The 22,377-nt window shown below is 66.0% G+C and carries 21 protein-coding genes and 1 pseudogene; 12 read left to right on the forward strand and 10 right to left on the reverse strand.

Annotated features, from left to right (window positions below; translation table 11 throughout):
* Nucleotides 1-128: 128 nt before the first annotated feature.
* Both ACFWB0_RS11735 and ACFWB0_RS11740 read left to right on the forward strand, forming a co-directional pair.
* Entirely contained in the window at nucleotides 129-1,040 is a 912-nt protein-coding gene (locus tag ACFWB0_RS11735) for an alpha/beta fold hydrolase (RefSeq protein WP_378490608.1), read from the forward strand.
* A 35-nt stretch (nucleotides 1,041-1,075) separates the two neighbouring features.
* Complete coding sequence (locus tag ACFWB0_RS11740) at nucleotides 1,076-2,212, forward strand: AI-2E family transporter (RefSeq protein ID WP_378490609.1); 1,137 nt, start codon at nucleotides 1,076-1,078, stop codon at nucleotides 2,210-2,212.
* Between the two features lie 24 nt (nucleotides 2,213-2,236).
* On the opposite strand, the gene ACFWB0_RS11745 is transcribed toward ACFWB0_RS11740, so the two are convergent.
* Together ACFWB0_RS11745 and ACFWB0_RS11750 are read right to left on the reverse strand one after the other, a co-directional pair.
* Nucleotides 2,237-2,881, reverse strand: a complete 645-nt coding sequence (locus ACFWB0_RS11745; RefSeq protein ID WP_378490610.1) for a CoA transferase subunit B — start codon at nucleotides 2,879-2,881, stop codon at nucleotides 2,237-2,239.
* Nucleotides 2,878-3,624 (reverse strand): CoA transferase subunit A, encoded by a 747-nt coding sequence (locus tag ACFWB0_RS11750; protein WP_378490611.1) that lies wholly within the window; start codon nucleotides 3,622-3,624, stop codon nucleotides 2,878-2,880. The genes ACFWB0_RS11745 and ACFWB0_RS11750 overlap by 4 nt, the downstream gene beginning before the upstream one ends.
* Before the next feature lie 151 nt (nucleotides 3,625-3,775).
* On the opposite strand from ACFWB0_RS11750, the pseudogene pcaD reads away from it, so the two are divergent.
* The 4 genes and pseudogenes from pcaD to ACFWB0_RS11770 form a co-directional block, all read left to right on the forward strand.
* Nucleotides 3,776-4,531 (forward strand): annotated as a pseudogene (gene pcaD / locus ACFWB0_RS11755) (3-oxoadipate enol-lactonase); the annotation flags it as partial.
* A 14-nt stretch (nucleotides 4,532-4,545) separates the two neighbouring features.
* The gene (locus tag ACFWB0_RS11760) at nucleotides 4,546-5,364 is read left to right on the forward strand and encodes an IclR family transcriptional regulator (protein ID WP_378490612.1); all 819 of its coding nucleotides are present in this window, start codon (nucleotides 4,546-4,548) and stop codon (nucleotides 5,362-5,364) included.
* Nucleotides 5,365-5,377: 13 nt separating this feature from the next.
* A complete protein-coding gene (locus tag ACFWB0_RS11765; RefSeq protein WP_378490613.1) occupies nucleotides 5,378-6,589 on the forward strand; it encodes an acetyl-CoA C-acetyltransferase in 1,212 nt (403 codons plus the stop codon).
* Between the two features lie 75 nt (nucleotides 6,590-6,664).
* Entirely contained in the window at nucleotides 6,665-7,081 is a 417-nt protein-coding gene (locus tag ACFWB0_RS11770) for a hypothetical protein (protein ID WP_378490614.1), read from the forward strand.
* Between the two features lie 3 nt (nucleotides 7,082-7,084).
* On the opposite strand, the gene ACFWB0_RS11775 is transcribed toward ACFWB0_RS11770, so the two are convergent.
* From ACFWB0_RS11775 to ACFWB0_RS11790, 4 genes are all read right to left on the reverse strand, one after another.
* Nucleotides 7,085-8,122, reverse strand: a complete 1,038-nt coding sequence (locus ACFWB0_RS11775) for an NADP-dependent oxidoreductase (protein WP_378490615.1) — start codon at nucleotides 8,120-8,122, stop codon at nucleotides 7,085-7,087.
* A gap of 400 nt (nucleotides 8,123-8,522) precedes the next feature.
* Nucleotides 8,523-9,473, reverse strand: coding sequence for an MBL fold metallo-hydrolase (locus ACFWB0_RS11780; RefSeq protein ID WP_378490616.1), 951 nt, complete (start codon nucleotides 9,471-9,473; stop codon nucleotides 8,523-8,525).
* Entirely contained in the window at nucleotides 9,473-11,140 is a 1,668-nt protein-coding gene (locus tag ACFWB0_RS11785) for an FAD-binding dehydrogenase (protein ID WP_378490617.1), read from the reverse strand. The genes ACFWB0_RS11780 and ACFWB0_RS11785 overlap by 1 nt, the downstream gene beginning before the upstream one ends.
* Nucleotides 11,137-12,786, reverse strand: a complete 1,650-nt coding sequence (locus ACFWB0_RS11790) for an FAD-dependent monooxygenase (protein ID WP_378490618.1) — start codon at nucleotides 12,784-12,786, stop codon at nucleotides 11,137-11,139. The genes ACFWB0_RS11785 and ACFWB0_RS11790 overlap by 4 nt, the downstream gene beginning before the upstream one ends.
* A 93-nt stretch (nucleotides 12,787-12,879) precedes the next feature.
* Between ACFWB0_RS11790 and ACFWB0_RS11795 the strand changes: the two genes are divergently transcribed.
* Nucleotides 12,880-13,512, forward strand: coding sequence for a TetR/AcrR family transcriptional regulator (locus ACFWB0_RS11795; RefSeq protein ID WP_378490619.1), 633 nt, complete (start codon nucleotides 12,880-12,882; stop codon nucleotides 13,510-13,512).
* An 8-nt stretch (nucleotides 13,513-13,520) separates the two neighbouring features.
* Here the strand turns inward: ACFWB0_RS11795 and ACFWB0_RS11800 are convergent, their stop codons facing one another.
* Complete coding sequence (locus ACFWB0_RS11800) at nucleotides 13,521-14,168, reverse strand: NAD(P)-dependent oxidoreductase (protein ID WP_378490620.1); 648 nt, start codon at nucleotides 14,166-14,168, stop codon at nucleotides 13,521-13,523.
* Nucleotides 14,165-14,794, reverse strand: coding sequence for a TetR/AcrR family transcriptional regulator (locus ACFWB0_RS11805; RefSeq protein ID WP_378490621.1), 630 nt, complete (start codon nucleotides 14,792-14,794; stop codon nucleotides 14,165-14,167). Before ACFWB0_RS11805 ends, ACFWB0_RS11800 begins: the two co-directional genes overlap by 4 nt.
* 328 nt (nucleotides 14,795-15,122) lie before the next feature.
* Between ACFWB0_RS11805 and ACFWB0_RS11810 the strand changes: the two genes are divergently transcribed.
* Nucleotides 15,123-15,581, forward strand: coding sequence for a prevent-host-death protein (locus tag ACFWB0_RS11810; RefSeq protein WP_378490622.1), 459 nt, complete (start codon nucleotides 15,123-15,125; stop codon nucleotides 15,579-15,581).
* Entirely contained in the window at nucleotides 15,545-15,934 is a 390-nt protein-coding gene (locus ACFWB0_RS11815; protein ID WP_378490623.1) for a hypothetical protein, read from the forward strand. The genes ACFWB0_RS11810 and ACFWB0_RS11815 overlap by 37 nt, the downstream gene beginning before the upstream one ends.
* Nucleotides 15,935-16,098: 164 nt before the next feature.
* Here the strand turns inward: ACFWB0_RS11815 and ACFWB0_RS11820 are convergent, their stop codons facing one another.
* Nucleotides 16,099-17,550 (reverse strand): NAD(P)/FAD-dependent oxidoreductase, encoded by a 1,452-nt coding sequence (locus ACFWB0_RS11820; protein ID WP_378490624.1) that lies wholly within the window; start codon nucleotides 17,548-17,550, stop codon nucleotides 16,099-16,101.
* A 124-nt stretch (nucleotides 17,551-17,674) separates the two neighbouring features.
* On the opposite strand from ACFWB0_RS11820, the gene ACFWB0_RS11825 reads away from it, so the two are divergent.
* Nucleotides 17,675-18,592 (forward strand): LysR substrate-binding domain-containing protein, encoded by a 918-nt coding sequence (locus ACFWB0_RS11825; protein ID WP_378490625.1) that lies wholly within the window; start codon nucleotides 17,675-17,677, stop codon nucleotides 18,590-18,592.
* A gap of 16 nt (nucleotides 18,593-18,608) precedes the next feature.
* Here ACFWB0_RS11825 and ACFWB0_RS11830 read toward each other — a convergent pair whose 3' ends face one another.
* Nucleotides 18,609-19,877, reverse strand: coding sequence for a benzoate/H(+) symporter BenE family transporter (locus ACFWB0_RS11830; protein WP_378490626.1), 1,269 nt, complete (start codon nucleotides 19,875-19,877; stop codon nucleotides 18,609-18,611).
* A 199-nt stretch (nucleotides 19,878-20,076) separates the two neighbouring features.
* Here ACFWB0_RS11830 and ACFWB0_RS11835 point away from each other — a divergent pair, with 199 nt between their 5' ends.
* Together ACFWB0_RS11835 and ACFWB0_RS11840 are read left to right on the forward strand one after the other, a co-directional pair.
* Nucleotides 20,077-20,940 carry a helix-turn-helix transcriptional regulator gene (locus ACFWB0_RS11835; protein ID WP_378490627.1) on the forward strand — a complete coding sequence of 288 codons (864 nt, stop codon included), beginning with the start codon at nucleotides 20,077-20,079 and terminating at the stop codon, nucleotides 20,938-20,940.
* Nucleotides 20,941-20,995: 55 nt separating this feature from the next.
* Nucleotides 20,996-22,156: an iron-containing alcohol dehydrogenase gene (locus ACFWB0_RS11840; protein ID WP_378490628.1), complete on the forward strand. Its 1,161-nt coding sequence runs from the start codon at nucleotides 20,996-20,998 to the stop codon at nucleotides 22,154-22,156.
* Nucleotides 22,157-22,377: the final 221 nt, after the last annotated feature.

Raw genomic sequence — 22,377 nt, forward strand, 5'->3', positions numbered from 1 at the left:
AACGACCTCCTTCTGAGCACCACAAAGGCCACGTCATCGTAGAAATTCCCAGCAACCGAGCACGACTCAGGTCGATCTCCTGACGTTCCCCTATTAACTATAACTACCAGTTACGCTAACCTGGCCCCATGGCGCTCCCCGCACACACCGTCGTCAACGGCCCGATCGAGCTGCACGTCATCGAAGAAGGAAACCCCGGCGGCCCGACCCTGATCCTCGTCCACGGCTGGCCCGACACCCACGCCCTATGGGACAGGGTCGTGCCGCACCTTGCCGACGAATTCCGCATCATCCGATTCGACAACCGCGGCGCCGGAGCCTCCACGGTCCCCCGCAACGTTGACGACTACCGGTTGGCGCACCTCGCCTCCGACCTGTTCGCGGTGATCGACGCGATGAGCCCCGACGCGCCCGTCCACCTACTCGGGCACGACTGGGGCGCGGTGCTGTGTTGGGAGGCGGTGTGTGAGCCGGACGCCGCCGCGCGGATCGCGTCGTACACCTCGGTGTCCGGACCCAACCTCGACCATCTGGGGATGTGGATGCGACGACGCCTCAGGGAATTTCACCCCCGGGGGCCGCTCGAACAGGCATTGGCCTCGGCGTACACCGTCCTCTTCCAGATCCCGGGTCTCCCGGACCCCGCGCTGCGGTGGTGGTTCGCCAGGCACTGGCCGGGCTTCGTCGGCGCCTTCGACCGGACCGATCCGTCGGTGATCGGCCCGCTCTCACCCACAGTGGCCGACGACATGGTGCACGGCCTCAAGTTGTACCGGGCGAATATCCGGAGGCATCTGTTCCGGCCGCGAGAACGTCGAACCGACGTTCCCGTCCAGCTCGTCCAGAATCTCCGCGACCTGGCCGTACGACCCGTCGGGTACGAGGACACCGACCGGTGGGTGTCCGATCTTCATCGCGTGCCCCTCGACGCCGGGCACTGGTCGCCGCGGTCACACGCCGATGAAGTGGCCGCGCTTACCGCCCGGTTCGTTCGGACCACGGAGGTCGGTACCGCCACGCGAAGCAGACACGGCGGGTAAATTCCGCGTCAGAGCCGATCGCCCGAGGAGGTGCGATGAGCGACGACGATGCTGCAGGCCGTCCGCATGCCCCTCGCTGGTTGCGCCCGACCATCATCGCAGCGCTCTTCGCGATCGCGTTCTACCAGATGTCGGGGTGGCTGTTCCACAACTTGAAAGGCTTTCTCGGCCTGCTGTTCCTGGCATGGCTCTTCAGCGTCACGATCGAACCGATCGTCGACCTGCTCGAACGGCGCGGCCTCCGACGAGGTGCGGGCACCGGGATCGTGCTGGTCAGCCTCTTCATCCTCGTGGTCGGGTTCTTTGCGTTGTTCGGTGCGCTCCTCGCCGAACAGGTGGCGCAGCTGCTCACCACGCTTCCGGACGCCTTGTCCCGTGTGACGGACTGGGCGAACCGGACGTTCGATACCAACTTCAAGACCGGCGACGATCTGCTCCACATCACGCCCGACACGGTCCGCGATCTCGCGCAGCGATTCACACCGGGTGTGCTCGGCGTCGTCAGCACCCTGGTCGGCACACTCTTCCAGCTGTTGACGATCCTTCTGTTCGTCTTCTACATGTCGGCCGAGGGACCGCAGATGCGGCGAACCATCTCGAGCTGGTTCCCCGCACGTCAGCAGAAGGTGATCGCCGAGGTGTGGGAGACGTCGGTCGACAAGGCCGGCGGCTACGTGGTCTCACGGCTCATTCTCGCCGCGTTCAGCACCTTCTTCACGGGCATCTTCCTGCTGGTCATCGGTGTGCCCTACTGGTTGCCACTCGCGATCTGGACCGGCGTCGTCTCGCAGTTCATCCCCACCCTCGGGACGTATCTGGCCATCGCGCTACCCGCGATCATCGCTGCCGCAGCGCAACCGTTGGACGGGGTGTGGGTGATCGTGTTCGGCACGCTCTACCAACAGGTCGAGAACTACGTGTTGCATCCGCGGATCACCGCACGGACGGTGGCGATCCACCCCGCCGTGGCGTTCGGATCGGTGATCGTCGGGGCGACGCTGTTCGGACCGATCGGAGCGCTGGTGTCGGTTCCGGTGGTCGCGATCCTGCAGGCTCTCGTCGAATCCTATGGAACACGCTATGCGCTGGTCGAACAACCCGAGCCGACGAAGGAGCCACCCGCCGCGGACAGCAAAGCGCCTCCGGACCCAGAGGGACCGGAGGCGCGCTGACGCCGAATCGATAGAGTCGGATCGTCAGACGATGAGCTTCGCAGCCGTCGCGGCCACCACTTCTTCGGTGGTCACGCCCGGTGCGGTCTCGACGAGTTTCAATCCCTCGTCTGTGACGTCGATGACGGCGAGATCAGTGATGATCCGCTGCACGCACCGCTTTCCGGTGAGGGGAAGTGCGCACTCCTCGAGGATCTTGGGCTCGCCCTTCTTGGTGACGTGATCCATCATCACGATGACGCGCTTGGCGCCGTGCACGAGATCCATCGCGCCGCCCATGCCCTTGACCATGGCACCCGGAATCATCCAGTTGGCGATGTCACCCGTGGCCGACACCTGCATCGCACCGAGGACGGCCACATCGATCTGGCCGCCGCGGATCATGCCGAACGACTGCGACGAGTCGAAATACGACGCGCCAGGGATCGCGGTGATCGTTTCCTTACCCGCGTTGATGAGCTCCGGGTCGAGCTCGTCCTCGGTCGGGTACGGGCCGACGCCCAGCACGCCGTTCTCGGCGTGCAGGATGACCTCGATGCCGGGCTCGATGAAGTTCGGCACCAGCGTGGGCATGCCGATACCGAGGTTGACGTACTGACCGTCGCGGAGTTCCTCAGCGACGCGCGCGGCCATCTCTTCGCGGGTCATGCCCTTGGCGGTCTGAGTCATGAGCGCACCGTCCGATTCTCGATTCCGACCTCGATCTTGCCGACGTGCACCACTCGCTGCACGTGGATGCCGGGGGTGTGGATCTCGTTGGGATCCAGTTCGCCGGGCTCGACGAGATGCTCGACCTGAGCGATTGTGACCCGGCCCGAGGCTGCAGCGGGCGGGTTGAAGTTGCGGGCCGAGGCCCGGTAGACGAGGTTGCCGTGCCGGTCGCCCTTCCAGGCGTGCACGAGCGCGTAGTCGGCGACGATGCCGCGTTCCATGACGTAGGTCTCTCCGTCGAACTCGCGGACTTCCTTCGCCTTGGAGGCGAGCTTGATGCCTCCGTGCCCGTCGTAGCGCAGCGGCAGGCCGCCTTCTTCGACGGCCGTGCCGACTCCCGCGGGAGTGAAGAACGCGGGGATGCCCGCACCACCGGCGCGCAACCGCTCGGCGAGTGTGCCCTGCGGCGTGAGCTCGACTTCGAGTTCACCCGAGAGGTACTGGCGGGCGAACTCCTTGTTGGCACCGACGTACGACGAGATGGTGCGTCGGATTCGACCCTTCTCGAGGAGCAGGCCGAGACCGAACCCATCGGTACCGCAGTTGTTGCTCACGGTCTCCAGGTTGGTGGCGCCCTGATCGAGCAGCGCGTTGATGAGGAACTCGGGGATGCCGACCAGGCCGAATCCGCCGACGGCGATGGTCACACCGTCGGGAATGTCGGCTACTGCCTCGGCGGCGGAGGCAACGACTTTGTCCATGCATGCCAGAATAACCGGCAACGTACGTAATGTGAACTCTCGTCCGCAATGCGAACAAAATGAGGCCGAACCGTTGCTTCGCACGTCGGTCCGTTCTAGCCTTGTCCGCATAGCGTCCACCCGTCCTCATCGCGAACAAATGGAGCACGAATTGACTGCCACGCTGCACTACGAACAGCACGGAGACCCGTCGGCGGCGGCGGTACTCCTCCTCGGCTCGCTCGGATCCGACCGGTCCATGTGGGAGCCGCAGATCGACGCACTGTCCGCGAACTGGCACGTCATCGCCGTCGACCACCGCGGCCACGGCTCCTCGCCCACACCGCAGGGCCCCTACACGATGAGCGAGCTGGGCGCCGACATCATCGCGGTGCTCGATTCACTGGACGTGCAGGTCGCGCACTACATCGGACTCTCACTCGGCGGCGCTGTCGGCCAATGGCTCGCCGCCAACCACCCCGACCGCATCAGCTCACTCACGCTGCTGTGCACATCGTCGGCGTTCCTGCCCGCGCAGCCGTGGCTCGATCGTGCCCGGACCGTGCGCACCGACGGAGTGGCCTCCATCGCCGAATCCATCGTGTCGCGCTGGTTCAGCCCCGGCCTCCTCGACAGCGACCGGGATCTCGTCGACCGGCACGTCACGATGGTGAAGAGCACCACCGACGAGGGCTACGCCGCATGCTGTGAAGCCCTCGCGACCTGGGACGGACGCGACGACCTCGCCCGCATCACCGCGCCCACACTGGTGATCGCCGGCGAAGAAGACCCCGCAACCCCGCCCACCGTCATGCAGACCCTCGCCGAGGGCATCGCGACCTCCGAGTTCCACGTCGTGGCGCCCGGCGCGCACCTCGCGAACGTCGAACAGGCAGACAAGGTCACGCAGTTGATCACCGACCACCTGAAGAAGAACCGGTCGTGACCGACACCGACACGGACCCGGCCGTGAAGGACGTCCCCGCCAAGGACGCCTCTCCCGACTACGTCCAGTCGCTCGCCCGGGGCCTCTCCGTCATCAAGGCGTTCGGCGTCGAAAATCCGCGTCGCACCCTGTCCGACGTCGCGCGCGCCACCGGACTCACCCGCGCCACCGCGCGACGCTTCCTTCTCACGTTGACCGAACTCGGGTACGTGCGCACCGACGGATCCCAATTCTGGCTCACCCCAAAGGTCCTCGAACTGGGATACAGCTACCTGTCGGCGTTGTCGCTGCCCGAGGTCGCGCGGCCGCACCTCGAGGCACTCGCCCAGAAGGTCCACGAATCGACGTCGGTGTCGGTGCTCGACCGCGACGATATCGTCTACGTCGCGCGTGTGCCGGTCAACCGCATCATGACCGTCACGATCACCCTGGGCACCCGGTTCCCCGCGTACGCGACATCGATGGGTCGCGTCCTGCTCGCCGGTCTGCCCGACGCCGAACTCGACGACTATCTGGCCCGCGCCGATCTGGCACCGATCACCGGTGCCACCGTGCAGACCCACGACACGATGCGCACCGAACTCGACAGGGTGCGACGCGACGGATTCTGCATCGTCGATCAGGAACTCGAAGAGGGGCTGCGGTCGCTGGCCGCACCGATCCACGACGCATCCGGCACCGTGGTGGCCGCGGTGAACATCTCCACCCACGCCGCCCGCTACCCGATCGAAACCCTGCACGATCGGCTGGTCCCTGCCCTTGTTGCCACCGCGGACGAGATCACATCGGATTACGCCCGCACCCTGACCAATTGATCGGAGAGACACCATGACCGATGTAGTGATCTGCGAACCGCTTCGCACCCCGGTCGGACGCTTCGGCGGCGTCCTGAAGGACATCGCACCGGAAGACCTCGCCGCCACCGTCATCCGCGAGCTCGTGTCGCGCACCGGTATCTCCGGCTCCGACATCGACGACGTCATCCTCGGACAGGCTTCCCCGAGCGGCGAGAACCCGGCGATCGGACGCATCGCCGCACTCAATGCCGTTCTCGGCGTCGAGGTTCCGGGTATCCAGGTGGACCGCCGCTGCGGTTCCGGCCTCCAGGCGGTTCTGCAGGCCGTCATGCAGGTGCAGACCGGTGGCAGCGACCTGATCCTCGCCGGCGGCGCAGAGTCCATGAGCCAGGCCGAGTTCTACGCGACCGGGATGCGCTGGGGCGTCAAGGGTGAGGCAGTCGCCCTCAACGACCGGCTCGCGCGTGCCCGCGTCACCGCCGGTGGCCGCGACTTCCCCGTCCCCGGCGGCATGATCGAGACCGCCGAGAACCTACGCGCCGAATTCTCCATCAGCCGTGCGGATCAGGACGCGCTCGCCGTCCAATCGCACCAGCGTGCCGTCGCCGCACAGAAGAACGGTGTGTTCGCGCAGGAGATCGTGCCCGTGACAGTGCCCCAACGTAAGGGTGAGGCGCTGGTCGTCGACACCGACGAACATCCCCGCGCCGACACCACTCTCGAGACGCTCGCGAAGCTGCGTCCGATCCGCGGCAAGGCCGACCCCGAATCCACGGTGACCGCCGGGAACGCGAGCGGCCAGAACGACGGCGCCGCCCTCACGATCGTCACGACGGCGGAGAAGGCCGCGAAGCTCGGCCTGCGTCCACTTGCTCGGCTCGCAAGCTGGGCAGTGGCCGGAGTGCCGCCCCGCACCATGGGAATCGGCCCGGTCCCCGCCACCGAGAAGGCACTCGGCCGTCTCGGCCTGACCCTCGCCGACATCGACGTCATCGAACTCAACGAGGCGTTCGCCGCGCAGGCCCTCGCAGTGATCCGCACCTGGGGCATCGACGCGGACGACACCCGTCTCAACCCCAACGGTTCCGGCATCTCGCTCGGGCACCCCGTCGGCGCGACCGGCGGGCGCATCCTCGCGACACTGCTGCGCGAGTTGGACCGCCGCGAAGGCCGTTACGGACTCGAGACGATGTGCATCGGCGGCGGGCAGGGCCTCGCCGCGGTATTCGAGCGCATCGCCTGATCCATCCGGCCGGCCCCCGCCGCGAAGATGTCGAGAACCCGCTGCGGGGGGCCGCCCCGTCCGTACGATCGCGATATGAGTGATCAGCACACAGAAACACCAGCCACCACTCGTCCGAGGACGATTGCTCGAAATCTCCTCGCCGCTGCCCTCGTCTTCGCCGGTATGAGTCACCTCTTCTGGGCCCGGAAAGACTTTCAGGCGCAGGTTCCCGATTGGGTGCCGATGGACAAGGACGGCGTGGTGATGGCGTCGGGAGGTGTCGAGATCATGCTCGGAGCGGGCCTCGCGGTCCTTCCACGCGACCGCGTCCGCATCGGCCGGATCGCCGCGTTGTTCTTCCTCGCGGTCTTCCCCGGCAACGTGGCGCAATACCGCCACAGCCGCGATGCATTCGGCCTCGACACCGATCGCAAGCGGCTCATCCGACTGTTCTTCCAGCCCGTTCTGATTCTGTGGGCGCTCTGGTCGACTGCCACTCCACGGCGCTGAGCACTACTGTTCCGGCGCCACCTGTACCAGCAGCTTCCCGAAGTTCTTTCCCCCGAGCAGACCGATGAACGCCTCGGGTGCGTTCTCCAAACCGTCGACGATGTCCTCGCGGAATTTCAGATCGCCGCTGCGCACCCAGCCCGACGCGTCGTTCATGAAGTCGCGGTACATCTCCGACACGAACTCGGACTGGATGAACCCGCGGATCGTGAGACTCTTGACCAGCACCAGAGAGAAGAACCCCGGAAGGCGGTCGCGTCGGTCGAGGTCGACACCGTTGTACTGGGCCGCCAGACCGCACACCGGGATACGCGCATAGAGATTGAGCAACGGCATCACCGCATCGGCCACATGCCCGCCGACGTTCTCGAAGTACACATCGATGCCGTCCGGCACCGCGTCGGCCAGTTTCTGCGCGAAGTCGGGGTCGCGGTGATCGATGGCGGCGTCGAACCCGAATTCATCGATGAGTGCCTTGCACTTCTCCGGCCCACCCGCGATACCCACTGCGCGGGCACCCTTCAGTTTCGCGATCTGGCCGACCGCAGATCCGACAGGCCCGGTCGCAGCCGCGACAACGACGGTCTCGCCTTCCTTGGGCTGCCCGATCTTCAACAGTCCCGAGTAAGCCGTGAAGCCCGGCATCCCCAACACGCCGAGCGCCGTGGACAGCGGTGCTGCGTCGGGGTCGAGCTTGCGCACCTCATCACCACTGATGACCGCGTGCGACTGCCAGCCTGCGCCCGCGAGGACATAGTCGCCCACGGTGAGGTTCGGGTGTCGTGATTCGACGACCTGGCCGACCGTGCCGCCGACCATCACGTCGTCGATTTCCACAGGCTCGGCATACGACTTCGCGGTACTCATGCGGCCGCGCATATAGGGATCGAGGGAGAGATAGACGGTGCGCAGCAGGACCTGCCCGTCGGACAGTGCAGGAAGGTCGACGACCTCGGTACGGAAGTTGTCGGCCGTCGGTGTTCCGTTGGGGCGAGACGCCAGGACGATACGTGTGCTCTGGTTTTTCGACGGTGCACTCATACTCCGACAGTCTGCCTTACGGCCGGGTCGACGTCAGGCAGCTCCGGGTCGATCCCCCCGCGGCGGCTCGTAGTTCGAGAACAGACGGGAATGGATGGCCTCGGTGAACGAGGGCCCTTCGTGCTCGACGGCGCGGGGCGGCAGCGGCCGCTGGGTCTGGGACCTGGCCTGGGACCTGGCCGCGGTATCGGACGTGGATCGGATCGACACATCGACTCCTCTCGGATGTGGGAGGAGAGTGCTGACCACCGAACACCGTGTGTGACCTGGTGCGCGCCCCCCTTTGCATACATATACCCGGTCGGATCCCGGGGCGCACACATCAGTCCCGCGCGCCGCACGGAACGAGTCCCGATCGGCTTGTGCACGGCCGTGCCCCCGTCGCGCACGAGCCGGGACGCTACCCCGACCGTGCCCGGAACGGATCTGTGCGCCGGCCGAGAACCGGCATGGCAACCTCGATACCGTCCGCCGCCGCGCGCCTGGTGAGGAACTCCATCGTGACGGTGAAGTCGTCGAAGAACGACGGAAAAGGTACCAGCGGGCGATCCAGACCGACCGTGAAGTTGTCCCAGTGGATCGGCACGACCCGCCTCGCCCCGGTGCCGAGGACGAACTGTCGCCAGTAGGCTTCGCGGAATTCCGGGTCCTGCTTGCCGAGCACACCGATTCCGAGGTAGACGGTCTCGGCACCGCGTGCATCGAAGTTGCCGGCGAGCATGTTGGCACTCGCCTGGATCAGGATCGCCCGATCGTCGTGCCGGATGTGGAGCGCATAACAATCGCCGGTGCGGTAGTCCAGGGCCTTCGCGCCCGGCGCAAGCGGCTGCTCGATCCGTCCCGGCGCGAGATCTCCGGGGCTGTGCACGGCCGGCAACGGGGTGAGCGTGAACCGGCCGACCTCGATCGGTTCACCCGGAACGACGACGTCGACACGGGAATCGGGGAAACCGTAGCCGCGGGCGATGTTCCGCGTAGATTCCGATCCGAGGAGCCGCGCGCCGGTCAACTCGGCGACGAGTGGCGCATCGAGTGCGTGATCGAAATGGGAATGAACGACGAACAGCGCATCGACCTTCCCCACCTCGAAGCGCCGCAGCGCGGACTCAACTGTGTCGCGGTGCGGGGCGACCTTTCCGGCTTTCACCCGCAGAAGTCCCGGACGGGTGAAGAAGCCATCGGTGAGGATCGTGGTGTCACCGTCGGTCAGCAGCATCGTCGAGACGCCCAGGAAGGACACGCGCAACGCACCCGGTTCGTCCGCGGCAGCAGGCTCGTCGAGGTGCCGCCACGGATCGAGGGAGGGGGTTCGCAGGCCTCGCAGGATTGCCCACAGTCCCGGGCCCGCCATCACAGGACCTCCTGTGCGGCAGCGCGACCTGCTGCGCGACCGGAGAACAGGCACCCTCCCAGGAACGTGCCCTCGAGGGCGTTGTACCCGTGGACTCCGCCACCGCCGAATCCGGCTACCTCACCGGCGGCGTACAGACCCGGAACCGGGTTGCCGTCCGAGCCGAGAGCCCGAGATTCGAGATCGGTCTGTATGCCCCCGAGTGTCTTTCGGGTCAGCACATGGATCTTGACACCGATGAGCGGTCCCGCGGCCGGATCGAGAAGACGGTGCGGCGGGACGGTACGGCTGATCTTGTCGCCGAGGAACCGTCGCGAGTTGGCGATGCCCTGGATCTGCGCGTCCTTGGCATACGGATTGGCGACCTGGGAGTCTCGCGCATCGATCTGGGCCTTCACGCGTGCGAGGTCGAGCAGCGGTTCGTCGGTGAGCGCGTTCATGCCGGCGACGAGTTCGGCGAGGGTGTCGGCGACGACGAAGTCCTCTCCGTGTCGCTTGAACGCCTCGACAGGCGAGGGGGCACCTCTGGAGATCCGCTCCCGCAGTACGGCTTTCTTACTGCCACTGGTGATGTCGGGGTTCTGCTCGGATCCGGAGAGCGCGAACTCCTTCTCGATGATCCGCTGGGTGAGCACCAGCCACGAGTGGTCGTAACCGGCGATGTCCGGCGTGGTGCGCAGATGGCGAAGTGTCCCGATGGTGTCGTAGCCGGGATAGAACGGTGCGGGTAGCCGCCGTCCCAGCGCGTCCAGCCACAACGAGGAGGGCCCGGGGAGGATGCGGATTCCGTGGCCGGGCCAGATCGGATCCCAGTTGTGGAGCCCTTCGGTGTAATGCCACATCCGATCCCGGTTGACCAGTCGCGCACCGGCTTCCGCCGCGATGTCGAGACCTCGCCCGTCGACGTAGGCGGGAACCCCCGTCACCATGTGGGCCGGTGGCGTCCCGAGGTCGTCGGGCCAGTATCTGCGTACGAGATCATGGTTGCCGCCGATCCCTCCGGTGGTGACGATCACCGCTTGTGCGGTGAGTTCGAAATCGTCGATCTCGTCCCGGTTGGAGGCCACCCCGCGCGGTGAGTCGTCGGGGGCGAGTATCTTGCCACGAACCCCGGTGACCGTGCCTGCGGTGACGACGATCTCGTCGACTCGGTGGCGGTGGGCGAAGGTGAGCGCTCCGGTGTTCGCGGCGCGTCGGGCACTCGCGATGAACGGCTCGACCACGCCGGTGCCGGTTCCCCACGGCACGTGGAATCGGGGTACCGAGTTACCGTGCCCACCGGCGCGCAGGTCACCACGTTCGGCCCAACCGACCAGCGGCGTCAGTTCGATACCGTGTTCAGAGATCCACGAACGCTTCTCGCCCGCAGCGAATTCGACGTAGGCGCGCGCCCAGCGCGCCGCCCATGTGTCTTCGTCGGCGAGTCGATCGAATTGTGCACTGCCCTGCCAGTCTCGCCACGCGAGATCGAAGGAGTCCCGTACGCGCAGCCTGCGCTGCTCCGGTGAGTCCACGAGAAACAGGCCGCCGAACGACCAGAATGCCTGTCCGCCGAGATTGCGGTGGTTCTCCTGGTCCACCACTGTCACCGAACGGCCCCGCGAGGTGAGTTCGTGAGCGGCGACCAGGCCTGCCAGTCCCGCTCCCACGATGATGACGTCGCTCATGGCTGGTTCCTTCCCAGGATCGTGATCAGTGCGTCGACGAGCGTGTTCGCCGGTCCGCCGCGCGACGATCTCCAGGCCACATAGCCGTCCGGCCGGACCAGGACCGCCCCGCCGGTGCCGATGCCGTACGTCTCGAAGAATGTGCCGTCGTCGTCGAGCCCGACCGAACCGATCGTGTAGGCCGCGAGCGGGATCCTGAGGTTCCTCCGGAGCTCGGCCACCGCGTCGAGCCAGGTGCCGCCGTCGCTCCCGGTCAGCAACGTGAACCCGCCCGAGGTGAACAGGTCGACGGTGGAGATGGCGTGATCCGGGCCTATCCACACGTGCGGTGCCCGGCATCCGGGTGTGGCGCTCTGGATGTAGTCCGAGTAGTCGTCCGCGACTGCGGGAGGCGTGGTTCCGTCGGGGACGACGGCCGCCGAACTGTATCGCGTGCCGAATTCGACGCCCAGGTGGTTCCCGTAGCGGCGTGTCTCGGTCAGGATCGCATCCGCACTCAGACCCTGCTCGCCGAAACCGTAGATCGCCGCACCCAGCCGAGCGACGTTCTGGAAATTCTCGTAACTCTGGTCCGCGGTGCGCCGGGCCGGGCCGCGTCGCTCGTCGTCGTAGGTGTCCAGCAACGAGTGGTCCGCGATACCCAGCACGTGCAGTGCCAGCTTCCACGCCACGTTGTGCATGCCCTGGATTCCGGTGTTCACCCCGAGGCCACCGGTCGGCGGAAACTGGTGTGCTGCATCGCCGCAGAGCACCACGCGACTGTGCACGAACCGCTCGGCGACGGTGACGTTCATCCGCCACGTGCCGACGCTGCGCACGTCGACCTCGAGGTCGTCGACGCCCATCGCGGCCCGCACCCACGCGGTCACACGTTCGTCGCCCCACTTGGCGCGGTCCCAGTCGTCGGGCTGCACCGTGATCTGGCACAGCCATCGGCCGCGTGCGTCGAGCGGTTGGAGAACTCCGGCGGCGGCGGATCCTGCGACATAGAGGAGAACGCCTTTGCGGTCACCGAGGTGTGATTCGAGATCGGCGTGGAAGTAGCAGTTGACGAAGTGGTGGATGCCCTGCGGCCCCTCGAGTGGCACGCCGATCGCATTCCGGACGAAGCTGTCGACACCGTCTGCGGCCACAAGTGCCGATCCGGTGAGTTCGTATTCGCAGTCGCCGGTTTCGACGCGCACGGTCGCGTGATCGTCGGTGGGTGCGCTCCCCGCGAGCAGTGCCGTCACGCGATGACCGAGCCGCAGATCGACGAGACCGGTCGCGGCGGCGGCGTCGCGCAGGATCGCCTCCAACCGATCCTGCGACGACATGACCGGCAACGCGGGACTGATTGCCGGGCCCGGTCCTTCGAATCCTGCGGTGTCCAGATGCCCGAATTCGCGGGAGGTCACGTTGTCGAAGAAGCGGATCGGGCTCTTCCAACCCGGAGGTGTGTCGACGGCCCGGAAACGCGGATAGGCCAGCGACCCCCACCCCCGCGTGATCTCCATCGTGCGGGTGTTGAAGTTACGGGTCTTCGGATGCGTGGACGGAGCCGGCCGTTGCTCGAGCACCACGCTGGGCACGCCGAATCGAGCCAGTTCCAGGGACGTTCCCAGGCCGACAGGCCCGGCTCCCACCACTATCACCGGTTGTGTCATGTCGTCTCCGCCCTCTGCGGTTCGCGGCAGTCAGTGCTGTCGAGAGAAACTGTAATGAGATTACCGTTACAGTCAAGGGGTTAGAGTGATCCCATGCCCAGAAAGTCGACCGACCCGCGAGTCATCGCCCCGCGACAGTCACGCAGTCGCGCCACGATGGAGCGCATCGTGACCGCCACAGAGGAACTGCTGGCCTTCAAGCCGTTCGAGCAGATCACGATCACCGAGATCTCGAAGCGTGCAGGCAGCGCGCCCACCGCGATCTACGCGCGGTTCTCCGACAAGGACGCGCTACTGTTCGAAGTGCACGAGCGATTCAAGCAACGCATCGTCGACGCAATCGCCGTCGCCTTCGACTCCCCCGAACGGGCCGACTGGACCGACGAGAAGTTCGTGTCCACCGCCGTGAGCGAACTCGTCGAGCTCTACGACACACACCACCACATGCTGCGCAGCGTGCTGCTCGCCGACAACACGGTCATGTACGAACAGGCGGCGGAGCTGGCCCGGGCGATCTCCGAATCCCTTGCGGCGCGGCTCCTCTCCAGCATCGAGGACGAGGTCAGGGACACAGCCGAGCGGGATCTGGACTTCGCCGTGCGCGCCGCACTCGCGCTGCTGCAGCAATCCGCGTTGTTCGCAGACCTGCCGCCGACTCGGTTCACAACGGACGCCGACGAATTGTCGCAGCGGATCACGAACATGGTCCTGGCGGCGGCGCAGTAGCCCGCATCTCAGACAGACTTCCAGCCGTCTGCTGTCGTGACGAGGATCCGCTTCCCCGAGCCTCCGCGTCCGCCGGCCAGGTCGACCAAGGTCTTTGCCACATTCCCGAACGGGAGTGTCGGCATCCCGGGAACTTTCGCGACCCGATCGAGTGGGACGGCGGTCCACTCGGCGCGCACAGGCGCGTCCTTCAGATTCACCGGATAGACGAGCGTCCACTCGAGTCCCGATTCGACGACGAGACTCTCGGATTTCGCCTTGTCTCCGAGGAACCCTCGCAAGACAGTACGGTAGACCAGCTTGGCGATACCGGACGCCTTGCCTGCCGTGTCACCGGCACCGAACACGGACACGACGACGAGTCGCGCCACGCCCGCGTCCTTTGCTGCCTTCACCACCGTGGGGTACATGCGCTGCGTGAAGCTCGTATCCCTCATCGATCCGGTAACCGCCACAATGAGGACCTCGCTCCCTTCGAGGGCGCGGGTCAGGGCCGGTCCGTCGTCCAGTTCCCCCTTCACAACGGTCACCCCCGGACCGGATGGGACGGCCTCGGGACGCCGGACGTAGGCGACGACCTCGTGTCCTGCGGATACCGCCTCTGCGAGGGTGCGCGAGCCGACGTTGCCGGTGGCACCGAGCAATGCGATTTTCATATCTGCTCCTGGTTCGGATGGGTGGTGGTGACTTCCGCGTCGAGCGCCGCCGGATCGAGGCCGGTCGATGCTTCGAACACGGTCAGGCAGAGCCGGAGGACTTCGTCGGTGTCGACGCCGCCGCTCTGCGCCGCGCCGCGAGCGGCGGTCTCGACGAATGCCAGCCACGCGGAGAACGCCAATCGGGTAGACGGTGAGTCCTTCTGGCCTGTGGCGGCGATCAGCCGCTCGACCTGGACCTCGTGGTTGGACGCGGCGATCTCCCAAACCACAGATGGTGACACGGCCGTGGGGGCATACAGATCACGCAGATCGCCTGCGCTCGAGGCGAAGTGCGAAAAATATGCCTTCAGGGCTCGCCCGAGCGCGTCGCTCACCGACGTCCCACCCTGCGGGGCCGTCGCCTCCAGTAACGTCTGACCCTCCCGCCGCAGCACGGCGTCGAGCAGGGTCTCCTTGTTGGGAAAGTAGTGATAGACGAGCGCCCGGGTGATTCCGGCGTCTGCCGCGATGCGACTCATGGACGCACTCTCGTAACCATGTCTGGCGAAGTGCTCGGCGGCGACATCGAGGATCTGGAATCGACGCTCTTCCGGAGGCAACCGTGCACCTTCACTATTTGACATGTGTAAAACTATACCGCAGCCGCTGCGGCGCCCATCCGATCCACATGGGCCGCGGGGCACTCTCGTCCAGGTTCTCGTCTTCCAGTCGCGGCATGCACACCACATCGTTGCTGTGCACGACCACCGCAGCGGTCACCGTGCACTCTCGATCCACTCAGCAACCACCGGCCCGAACACTTCCCAATCGGCTGCGCGCCCAAGGCCTCCGCGGTCGAGCGCGACCGACTACACCCGCAACCCCCGTCGATACGTGCTCGCCAATCAGCATCGTGACGTGCCGCGACCCCGCATATTAGACTTCCGAACACGTTCCGAATACCATGAATCCATGGCCATCGCAGCAGACCTCCCCGCCCGGACCCGGCGCTCCTCGGACCTGAGCAAGCACTCCGCCGAGGTCTTCGCCGAGGCCGAGGACCACCCCGTCACCGTGACCCGCCGCGACGGCGAGGCACTGGTCCTGATGTCGCAACGCGAGGCCGAGGGCCGCTCACGACTGCTGAACTTCGCCGCGCAGCTCATCACCGTCACCCTCGACGACAGCGGCTCGCTCGCCGAACGCATGGCCAAGGCCTTCCCGTGGATGCTCGCCCTGTCGCCCGCAGACCGAGAGTCCTGCGCACAGGACCTCGTGGACGCGGCGCGCGCCTCGTTCTCCACCAATCAGCCGCACCTGGCGATCGCCGAGCTGACGTCATGGAAGGAGACCGCCACGGCCATCGCCGCGGGACTCGGCAGCGCAGACCTCGAATGGCTCGACGAGGACGAAACCGTGGAGCGTCCGTAATCGTGGCCGCCGCCAAGAAAGGCGAGCTGGTCCCCCGTCCTCCGAAGAAGATCGAGTACGAAATCCGCTTCGCCACCACCGACGCCAAGAAGGGATGGCGAGACCTCGTCGCGACGATCCGCAACCCGATGACCGAGACGTGGGACTTCCTCACGCAGACGCCCCTGGTCACCACGGCGACGAACTACCGACTCAAAGGCGAGCTCGGCACGATCTCGCGCCACGGCGCGACCCACGAGCGCTGGCAGCACAAGCCGACGGCGCAGGGCACCGCTCGCATCTGGTACTACGTCTACGAGGGCACGGTCTTTCTGGAGCAGGTCCACACCAGCCACCCGAACGAGACGAAGTAGCCGGGGCGCCACGTGCGTCCACATCGTCGCCCTCGCGTCCAGCCCAGCTCGGCCCCGACCTGCCCAACGTCGCACTCGAAGGCATCGACGTCCAACGACCGGGAACCTCTTGCTGCCACGTCGTGGGCCTCGTTCGTGGAACTTTTCGTGCGGGCGCCGAACTCCTACGAGACCGGGACAGGCACGCGCGCCGCAGCCGCGGCCTTCCTCTTCGCCCGCTTGCTCGGGCGCTTGGCCGCGTCCGTCTTGGACGCATCGGCCTTCGATGCATCCGCCTTCGGCGCATCGGCCGGCTTCTCCGCTTCTGCAGGGGCTGCCGGTTCGAGTTCCTGTGCGTAGTAGAAGTGCGGACGACGGTGGCCGAGGAACGAACCGCACCACGACATCACCGCGATGTACCGGTTACGGAATCCCACGAGGTACACCAGGTGCACGGCAAGCCACAGAACCCACGCGATGAACCCGGTGAGTTCGATCTTGCCGACGCGGGTGATCGCGCGGAAGCGGTTGATGATCGCCATGCTGCCCTTATCGCGGTACTGGAACGCGGTTCCCGCGGGCACCTTGCCGAGGATCAGCTTCGCGACGTGCCTGCCGCCCTGCATCGCGAACGGCGACTGCGCCGGCAGGTTGTCGAGCGTGACCATGTCGCCGATGGCGTAGATGTTGTCGGCGCGTCCGACGGTGAAGTCGTTGTCGACGAGAAGTCGCCCACTCCGGACGGTCTTGCAGCCCGTGCGCTCGGCGAGCACGTCGGCGAAATCGTTGGCCTGGATTCCGGCCGACCAGATGATCGTCTCGGCCGTGAGGCGACGGGTCTCGCCGGTGCTCGCCGTCTTCAGGGTTGCGCCGTGCTCGTCGATGTCGGTGACCATGGTGCCGACAACGACATCGACGCCGGCCTTCTCGAGGGACACCTTCGAGTATTCGCTGAGCTTGCCGCCGAAGGGCGGGAGGACCTTGTCGGCGCCTTCGACGAGCGTGACGGTGACGTCCTCGCCCTTGATGTTGCCGATCGACTCCGCGAAGTAGCGCTGAGCGAGCTCCTTGATCTGGCCTGCCAGCTCGACGCCGGTCGGGCCTGCACCCACGACGACGAAGCTGAGCAGGTTCTTGCGGAGCTCGGCGTCGGTCGTGATGTGCGCTTCCTCGAAGCAGCGGATGATCTGGCGACGCAGGCGCTCGGCGTCGTTGACCGTCTTGAGGGCGAAGGTCAGGTCGGCGAACTCGTCGCGGCCGAAGTAGGCCTGCCGGGCGCCGGTCGCGGCGACCAGGTGCTCGTAGCCGAGGGTGTGGCGCTTGCCTGCCGCCTCGTACACGACGGTGTTGTCGTCGGGGTTCACGTCGACCACGCGGCCGAGTCGCACGTCGGCGCTCGGGTACTTCGCGAGGATGGCACGGACGGAGGGGGCGATCTCGCCGGGCGAGATGACACCCGTCGCCACTTGGTACAGCAAGGGCTGGAACAAGTGCTCGGTGGTCTCCGAGATGAGGACGAACGGTGTGCCTGCCTTGCCGAGCTTCTTCGCCACGGCAAGGGCACCGAACCCGGACCCGACGATCACTACCTCGGTCCGGTCGACGACGGTCGTCTCTCCCTTGTCTGCACCACCCATGCTGCCGATACCTCCACATTGAAGTTCTTGTATGACTACAAACCTAGGTTTCCAGGGACGTTGGTATCCAGTAACCTGGGATATTCGAAAAACTGTTATCTGTTTCGCTCATAAGTGGGGTTCGATGGACTTCCGACAATTACGCTACTTCCTCGCGGTCGGCGAGGAGTCCAGCTTCTCCCGTGCAGCGCAGCGGTGCTTCATCTCGCAGTCCGCGATCAGCCACCAGATCGCGAAACTGGAGCAGGAACTGGGCACGAGCCTCTTCGACAGGTCAACCCGATCGGTCAAGCTCACTTCTGCCGGCCTGCGGCTGATGCCGATCGCATCGGAAGTTCTCAGCCTCGAAGCACGCGCCTTCGAGGTGGCCACCGAACCTCGCGACAGCATCCGGATCACCGCGAACATGAGCTTCGCGACGCAGAGCCTCGACGCGATCTCCCAGGTTCGCGAGCGACACCCCCACATCGACGTCGAGTTCGTCATCAAGGACTTCACCGACCGCGTCAACGCTGTCGCCTCCGGTGAAGCCGACCTCGCCCTCATCCGCGGGGAGGTGGACCGACCGGGGCTCGAAACCGTGCGGCTCGGGATCGAGGACCTGGTGGTCGTCACCTCGGGCCACCATCCACTGTCTGCGTTCTCGACCGTCGACATCGGTGAACTGGCCCATTACCCGCTGCTCCTCCCGCCCCGGAACAGCCAGGTCCTGCTCCACCGCGTCATCGAGGACGCCTTCGTCGAGGTGGGAAGACGCGTCCGTCTCGGTCCGGCGATCGCGAGCGACCACACCGCAACACTCGAGGTCCTCACCAACCCGCGTGCCTGGACGGTGCTGTTCGCCAGCACGGCGTCCGAGACCCCGAGCAAGGGGCTCAAGTTCATGCGCGAGAAGAGACACCTACTGAGGGTGCCGGTGTGCGGTGTCGTGCGCACCGGCACGACCCCGACACCCGAGCTCGAGTTCCTGGTCCAGGCCCTCGCGCATTCCATCGTGCCGTCGACCGACAGCGTGCCCCCCGTGCGCAGCTCCGGTAATTGACGCTGCCGAAACCGCATCAAGATTCTTCTTTGTCGTGGTCATCGCGTTCGAGCAGTCGTGAGGCGACATACCCGACGAGAAGCCCCCAGAATGCGGCGTGGATGTTGAACAGATTCAGGTCGGCGATCGTGACCACGAACGTGACCAGCGAACCCAGGGTGAAGGTGGTCGCGAATGCCGTGACGAACGCCTGCTGCAGCGCCTTGATCATCGCGATCCCACCCAGTGCCAGGACGAACGCCTCGGGCGTCGCAAGCATGAACCGAACCAGCGTGGGTGCAAGCAACGCACACACCAGAGAGAGCACGCCGTACACGACCGCGCCGGTGTACTGGCGATGCTTCTCACCCGACGACGTCAGCAGGGCATTGGTCGGGCCGGTCACGCACGCCGACACGGCTCCGAATCCCGCATTGAGCACCGAGAAGAGCCCCGACGACACGGCGAACACGTTGACGGGCGGACGGTGCCCCGCCGCACGGAGCACGGCGATGCCCTGGCCGTTCTGCACGATCAACACTGTGATCGCCAGTGGTACCACCAACTCCAATTGTGCTGCCCAGGTGAATTCGGGAGCAGTGAACACCGGACTGGCGAACAGCGGACCGTCGGAATCGAACGCGAACTGGCCACTCGCCAGCACCGCGACCACGCCCACCACGAGTGCCCCCAGCACCGGGGGCACGAACCGGCCCAGCACCGGAATCGCAGTGAGGGCGACGAACGCGAACACCATCGGAGCGGCCACAACGGGGTTGTCGCGGGTGGAAGTGACGATGTCGGTGCCGAAGCGCAGGAACACCGCGGCCACCATCGCCATCACGATCGGCATCGGGATCGCCGCCATGATGCGGCGCACTATCCCACTCGCGCCGAGAGCAAGGATCAGCACCCCGGCGGTGAAGAATGCCCCGACCACCTCGGGAAACGACAAATGCTGCAGTGACGGACCGAGCAGGACCGTTCCGGGGATCGACCACGCGAAACCGAGCGGCTGACGGTACACGAGCGACATCGCCACGGTGGCGAGTCCGGCCGACAGGAAGATCCCGAAAACCCACGAGGCCAGCTGAGCGGCGGTCAGGCCTCCGGCCGCTCCGACCGCCAAGGTCACCGCGATCGGGCCGGACGCGGAGAAGATCAAGCCGATCACACCGTTGGCCGCGTAGTGAGCGCCCACGTCGCGGAGAACATCCCGCACCCCGGCGGGACGTACATCGGGTCGTTCGAGCAGCGGATTACGCTCGGGTGTGGCAGAGGGTGTCGGCTGGGTGGTCACAGACATGGATCGCTCCGGGTCGACGAATGGGACCCGTCCAGTTCAACAGCAGCCCGGGCCCGAAATCGGCGTGGAGCGGGCCCAGCTGATCCTGGGAATGCCATACCCAGGATCGGTCCCCCGACGCCACGAGTACCGCAGACAAAGCGCACAGGCGACGACTGGCGCATGATGGGGCAGGTACCGAAACGGAGGATTGTTCTCGTTGAGTGGAGACAGCGAACTCGGTGAGTTCCTCAAGGTCAGGCGTGCACTCGTTTCACCCGCTGAGGGTGGACGAGCACGACGACGGGTTCCGGGACTGCGACGGGAGGAAGTCGCGGCCCTCGCCGGAGTGAGCACCGACTACTACACCCGACTCGAGCAGGGCCGCCACAAACGTCCGTCCGAAGCGGTGCTCCGATCTCTGGCCGACGCGCTCCAACTCGACGACCTCAGCACCCGGCACCTGTTCGACCTCGCACGGACCGTCGCAGCCCCGCGGCGGCGCACTCCCGCAGCGACCGTCCAGCGCGTGCGCCCGTCCCTGCACAGGCTGCTCACGTCCTTCACCGACCACCCTGCGTTCGTCCGCGGCCGTCGTACCGACGTACTGGCCATGAACAACCTGGCTGCGCTCCTGCTCACCGACTTCCCTGCCAAACCGGCCCGCGACCGCAACCTCCTCCGATGGGTGTTTCTCGACGAGGAGGCCCGACGACGCTACGTCGACTGGGAGAAGACCGCGTCGTCGATGGTCGGCACCTTGCGTCTCGACGCAGGACGCCACCCCGACGACCAGTTGCTCACCCGGCTCGTCGACGACCTGTCCGAGCACAGCGACGAGTTCCGCACATGGTGGGCCGATCATCGGGTGGTCGAGCGTCGCGACGGAATCAAACGCTTCGAACACCCGCTCGTCGGCCGCATCGACGTCAACTACGAAGCGCTCGACGTGACCGGCGAAGCAGATCAGACCCTGTTCATCTACACCACCGAGCCGGGTTCGGAATCGGAGTCCAAGCTTCGCACGCTCGCCGAGCAGGTCCGTGCACCAACGCGTCCGGGGACGTCGCCCGACAGCAACTGACACCGTTCGCCCCGGAGACGTATCGTCCGGAAGGCGGTTTTGGCATGATCCGAACATGACTGCACCCATCGCGCTCCCCCGCATCATGCGTATCGGCGGCGGAGCCGTCCGCGACATCGGCGACGTCGTCTCGAGCCTCGGGTTGTCCCGTCCGCTGGTCGTCACCGATTCGTTCCAGGTCGGTACCGGCGCCGCTCAGAAGATGCTCGACGACCTCGAAGCCGCAGGCGCCACACCCCGCTTGTTCGCCGATGCTGTGCCCGACCCCACCACCGACTCCCTCGACGCAGGCGTTTCCGCGCTCACCGAACACGACGCCGACTCGGTCATCGGGTTCGGTGGCGGAAGTCCGATGGACACCGCCAAGGCCCTCGGCATTCTCGGGCGACAGGGCGGACGGATGCGCGACTACAAGGCGCCACGCAACAACGTCGGACCTGCCCTGCCGATCATCGCCGTACCCACCACTGCCGGAAGCGGTTCGGAAGCAACCCAGTTCACCGTCATCACCGACAGTGCCAACGACGAGAAGATGCTGTGCCCCGGCCTGGCGTTCCTACCGGTCGCCGCGGTGATCGATTACGAACTGACCCTGTCGATGCCGCCGCGTCTGACCGCCGATACCGGTGTCGACGCCCTCACTCATGCCATCGAGGCCTACGTCAGCCGCAAGGCCAATCCGTTCTCCGACAGCCTCGCGCTCATCGCCATCGGCACGATCGGGAAGGTGCTGCGACGGGTCTATACCGACGGCACCGATGCCGAAGCGCGAGAACAGATGATGCTCGCCGCCACCCAGGCCGGCATCGCATTCTCCAACTCGTCGGTCGCGTTGGTACACGGCATGAGCCGCCCGATCGGCGCGCATTTCCATGTGGCGCACGGGTTGTCCAATGCAATGCTCTTCCCTGCAGTGACCGCGTTCTCCGTGGGCGCCGCCGAAGCCCGCTACGCCGATTGTGCCCGCGCGCTCGGGGTCGCGACACTCACCGACGACGACACGACCGCCGCGAACAACCTCGTCGAAGCGCTGCGCGAACTGTGCCGCGATGTGCAGGTCCCGACGCCCAAGGTCTACGGCATCGGCAAAGCCGAGTGGGACGAACTGATCCCGCTCATGGCCGAGCAGGCCCTGGCTTCGGGGTCGCCGAACAACAACCCCCTGATCCCGACCGACGCCGAGATCCGCGACCTCTACGCGCAGGTGTACGGCTGAGAAAGTGTGGAGTGGGGGGGGGGGGGGGCGGGGGAGGGGGGGGGCGGCCACCAAAAAAAAAAAAAAAAAAAACCCAGGGATAATTAAGGCCCGGAGTAAAAAAACCAATAATCACAAAAAACCCACCAAACGGCCCCCCCCCCCCCCCCCCAAAAGGAAAAAACTGCAGTAGCAAAAACAACCCCAACCCGTAGGGGTCCCGGGGCCCCCCCCCCCCCCAC

This window comes from Rhodococcus sp. NPDC060086 (assembly GCF_042730275.1).
Classification (GTDB): Bacteria; Actinomycetota; Actinomycetes; order Mycobacteriales; family Mycobacteriaceae; genus Rhodococcus.